The organism is Peribacillus sp. (assembly GCF_059453735.1).
In genome coordinates this window covers 1-2,871 of record NZ_JAZVJO010000444.1, presented here as the reverse complement: position 1 = coordinate 2,871, position 2,871 = coordinate 1, and the positions used below count along the sequence as shown (strand labels likewise).

At 41.3% G+C, this 2,871-nt stretch carries 6 protein-coding genes; 2 read left to right on the top strand and 4 right to left on the bottom strand.

Annotated features, from left to right (window positions below; translation table 11 throughout):
• Positions 1–358: ATP phosphoribosyltransferase regulatory subunit (locus AC52RT_RS14625; protein ID WP_495541423.1), on the bottom strand; the 358-nt coding region annotated here is incomplete at its 3' end.
• 271 nt (positions 359–629) lie between these two features.
• Here AC52RT_RS14625 and AC52RT_RS14620 point away from each other — a divergent pair.
• Positions 630–767, top strand: coding sequence for a hypothetical protein (locus AC52RT_RS14620; RefSeq protein WP_495541422.1), 138 nt, complete (start codon positions 630–632; stop codon positions 765–767).
• A 91-nt stretch (positions 768–858) separates the two neighbouring features.
• Positions 859–999, top strand: a complete 141-nt coding sequence (locus AC52RT_RS14615; protein ID WP_495541421.1) for a hypothetical protein — start codon at positions 859–861, stop codon at positions 997–999.
• 268 nt (positions 1,000–1,267) lie between these two features.
• Here the strand turns inward: AC52RT_RS14615 and AC52RT_RS14610 are convergent, their stop codons facing one another.
• The 3 genes from AC52RT_RS14610 to AC52RT_RS14600 form a co-directional block, all read right to left on the bottom strand.
• Positions 1,268–1,786, bottom strand: coding sequence for an acyltransferase (locus tag AC52RT_RS14610; RefSeq protein WP_495541420.1), 519 nt, complete (start codon positions 1,784–1,786; stop codon positions 1,268–1,270).
• The gene (gene ppaX, locus AC52RT_RS14605; protein ID WP_495541419.1) at positions 1,783–2,436 is read right to left on the bottom strand and encodes a pyrophosphatase PpaX; all 654 of its coding nucleotides are present in this window, start codon (positions 2,434–2,436) and stop codon (positions 1,783–1,785) included. The genes AC52RT_RS14610 and ppaX overlap by 4 nt, the downstream gene beginning before the upstream one ends.
• Positions 2,426–2,871: nucleoside recognition domain-containing protein (locus AC52RT_RS14600; RefSeq protein ID WP_495541418.1), on the bottom strand; the 446-nt coding region annotated here is incomplete at its 5' end. The genes AC52RT_RS14600 and ppaX, both read right to left, overlap by 11 nt.

Here is a 2,871-nt window from a genome sequence, read left to right as displayed (position 1 = left end):
GGCGTCCACCTTCTCTCTGCTGAGCACGATAAACGTTAGCAGAATAAGCCAGTCTAAGCGGTACCTGTTCCTTTAACATTTTTGATGCCGCAGCACGAGCAATTGGTGCCGTCATATCTGGTCGCAATACAAGTGTATGTCCCTGTTGATCAAGGAGTTTAAATAGCTGTTGATCAAGAATAGCCGAAGCCTCTCCGACCGTTTCATAATATTCTAATGCAGGTGTTTCAATAAATTGATAACCCCACTTTTTTATTTCTGTACTTATCTTGTCTCTGGCAGCCGCTTTCGTTTCATAGAGCCGCGGAAGCGTATCTCGCATACCAAGAGGTTTTTCAAACATAAATAATTTACTCACAAATACACACCCTTTACTAAATCTACTCTTCTATCTAGGGTTCACTTACTTTAATCATTAACCCAATTCTATGCGTAATAAACAAAACGCTTTAGTTCGCTAATATGTTACCAAAGTGAAGTTACTATCAGTCTACTCCCCGTTCATACTTCCGTCAAGGAATTGAGAGGAATTATTTTCAAAAAAAATGCTCTCAGATAGGTTTAATATCCGCTTATATCGGGGTAAATATAAGCTGTTGTTTATTTTCCAGCGAAGGAGTCAGTAAATGATGGATAAGGACGTTCAAGATAAGTTTTTTGAGGGACTAAGGAATTTATTTGAGTCAGCTTCCAACCAGCCAGATTTTTCATTAAATGAGATGATGAGTCTGTTAACAGAGCAATTAAAAGGAATCTACCATACATAAAGAAAAGGCCTGCTATCAAGAAAGAGCAGGCCTTTTACGTTAGACAAATCGCCCTTTTGCTTGCGCTGCTGAGTTTCAGTTCAATTACCTGATGTGTGCAGATTTGTGGGAAATATGTGCGGGATGGGCCAATTTATGTGCGCTTGAAGTACTTTTCTGTGCGGAAACCCATTTCGAGTTGAGTGGATACCGTTTCGGATTGAACGGGGTTATTGAAAATATAGCTCATTAAAGGACATTAGTAATATTTAAGCCAAACAAGCCTTTGCAACTTCTCTGCTGGGGTGGTTTATACAGTTCAAATATCTGATGTGTGCAGATTTATGGGATTTCTGTGCAAAACGGCCAATTTTGTGTGCAATTCGAACGCTATACTGTGCAAAACCAGCCAAAAGGTGTGCATTTAAAGTGCTTTTCTGTGCAAAATCCTTCTTCTAGGTGAGCGGGCTTCTTACTCGAAGAAACAAAAAGACTGTCAAGGGTTCTCGACAGTCAGTAACTCATGTGATTAGATCCGAATTCCGCGTAGTCATTTCTTCCTTTGTATAAATAACCTGCATTGGGTTCCCGCCAACGAAGGATCCCGCTGAAACATCTTTATGTACAAGAGTTCCTGCAGAGACGATGGCACCGCTGCCTATGGTAACACCCGGTAGAATTGTCGTATTGGCACCTATTAATACTTCGTCGCCAATAATAACTTCTCCCAAGCGATATTCCTTTATTAAATATTCATGTGCCAAGATGGTTGTATTGTATCCAATGATCGTATTTCGTCCAACCGAAATTTTTTCTGGAAACATGACATCCAGCATGACCATCAGAGCAAAGGACGTCTGCTCGCCAACCTTCATCCTCAGGAAGGTTCGATACAGCCAGTTTTTCATCCCTAGAAACGGGGTGTAGCGTGCCAGCTGAATCACGATAAAATTTTTCGCGACTTTTACGAAAGGGACGGTTTTATACACTTGTTGTAATGAATTCGCACCTTCTACTGGATATCTTTCGGTTCGTCTCATAGACAGTTATCCTCTAAAATGGAGAATAAGTCTGCTACCGTTTCTAGCATATAATCCGGGTTGAATTGGTTGAGATAGTCAGCGCCCTTTGCACTCCACGCAACACCTGCTGTTTTTGTTTCTGCTCGTTGGCCAGACAGAATATCATGATAGTTATCCCCCACCATAATCGCTTCTTCTGGTGTTGAGCCCAAAAGCTTCAATGCAGTGTATACAGGTTCTGGATCTGGTTTCGCCTTTTCAACATCGTCAAGAGTAACGACGACATCGAAGAATTGGTCCAGTTTAGTCAGTGCAAGTCCCTTTTCCACAATATCTCTTTTCTTCGTCGTCACAATGGCAAGTTTATAACCGGACTCACTCAAGGTTTTAATCGTCTCGTATACACCCGGGAACTCCTTCACGAGCAGGTCGTGATTTTCCCAATTATGGGCACGATAATGGCTGATCATTTCGTCAGCATGTTCTGGATCAATTTTAGAAAAGGTCTCATATAAAGGAGGCCCGTTAAATGTGATGATTTCTTCGCGTTGATAGACACCTGGAAAGAAAAAATCGAGTGTTTGTGTAAATGAAGAAAGGATTAACTCATTCGTATCAACTAATGTTCCATCAAAATCGAATAGCAGGGTTGTCATCTTATGGTTCATATGCGGGTTCCTTCCTCTTTTCATTGATGTTTCGATTCCAAATGAAGCCGATTATCATGGTGAGTATGATGGCCACACTAGCTCGAATTAGAAATAATGGCAGCACAGGTATTCCAAGAGGAATAAAAATTAAAGTATCTTCGACAACCGCATGGCAAGACACCAAAAAGATAAAAGCAAGAGTCATATCCTTCTTACTGACTCCATCCTCTTTGGCAGCTTGAATCATCACACCGGCGCCATAAGCAAGACCTATAGTCAACCCGGCGACAAGCGTCATTGAAGCATTGGGTTTCATTCCAAGCAATCTAGTAAATGGCGCGATCATTCTAGAAAAGTAATCCAACCATTTCAGGTCTTTCATTATTTGAATAACGACCATCAGCGGAATTACAATTAAAGCCAGCTGAAAGACACCCGAAGCTGCCCGTTCTA

Coding starts and splice junctions, on each gene's coding strand:
- AC52RT_RS14620 (WP_495541422.1), top strand. CDS start 630: ATGGATAAGGACGTTCAAGATAAGTTTTTTGAGGGACTAAGGAATTTA.
- AC52RT_RS14615 (WP_495541421.1), top strand. CDS start 859: ATGTGTGCAGATTTGTGGGAAATATGTGCGGGATGGGCCAATTTATGT.
- AC52RT_RS14610 (WP_495541420.1), bottom strand. CDS start 1,786: ATGAGACGAACCGAAAGATATCCAGTAGAAGGTGCGAATTCATTACAA.
- ppaX (WP_495541419.1), bottom strand. CDS start 2,436: ATGAACCATAAGATGACAACCCTGCTATTCGATTTTGATGGAACATTA.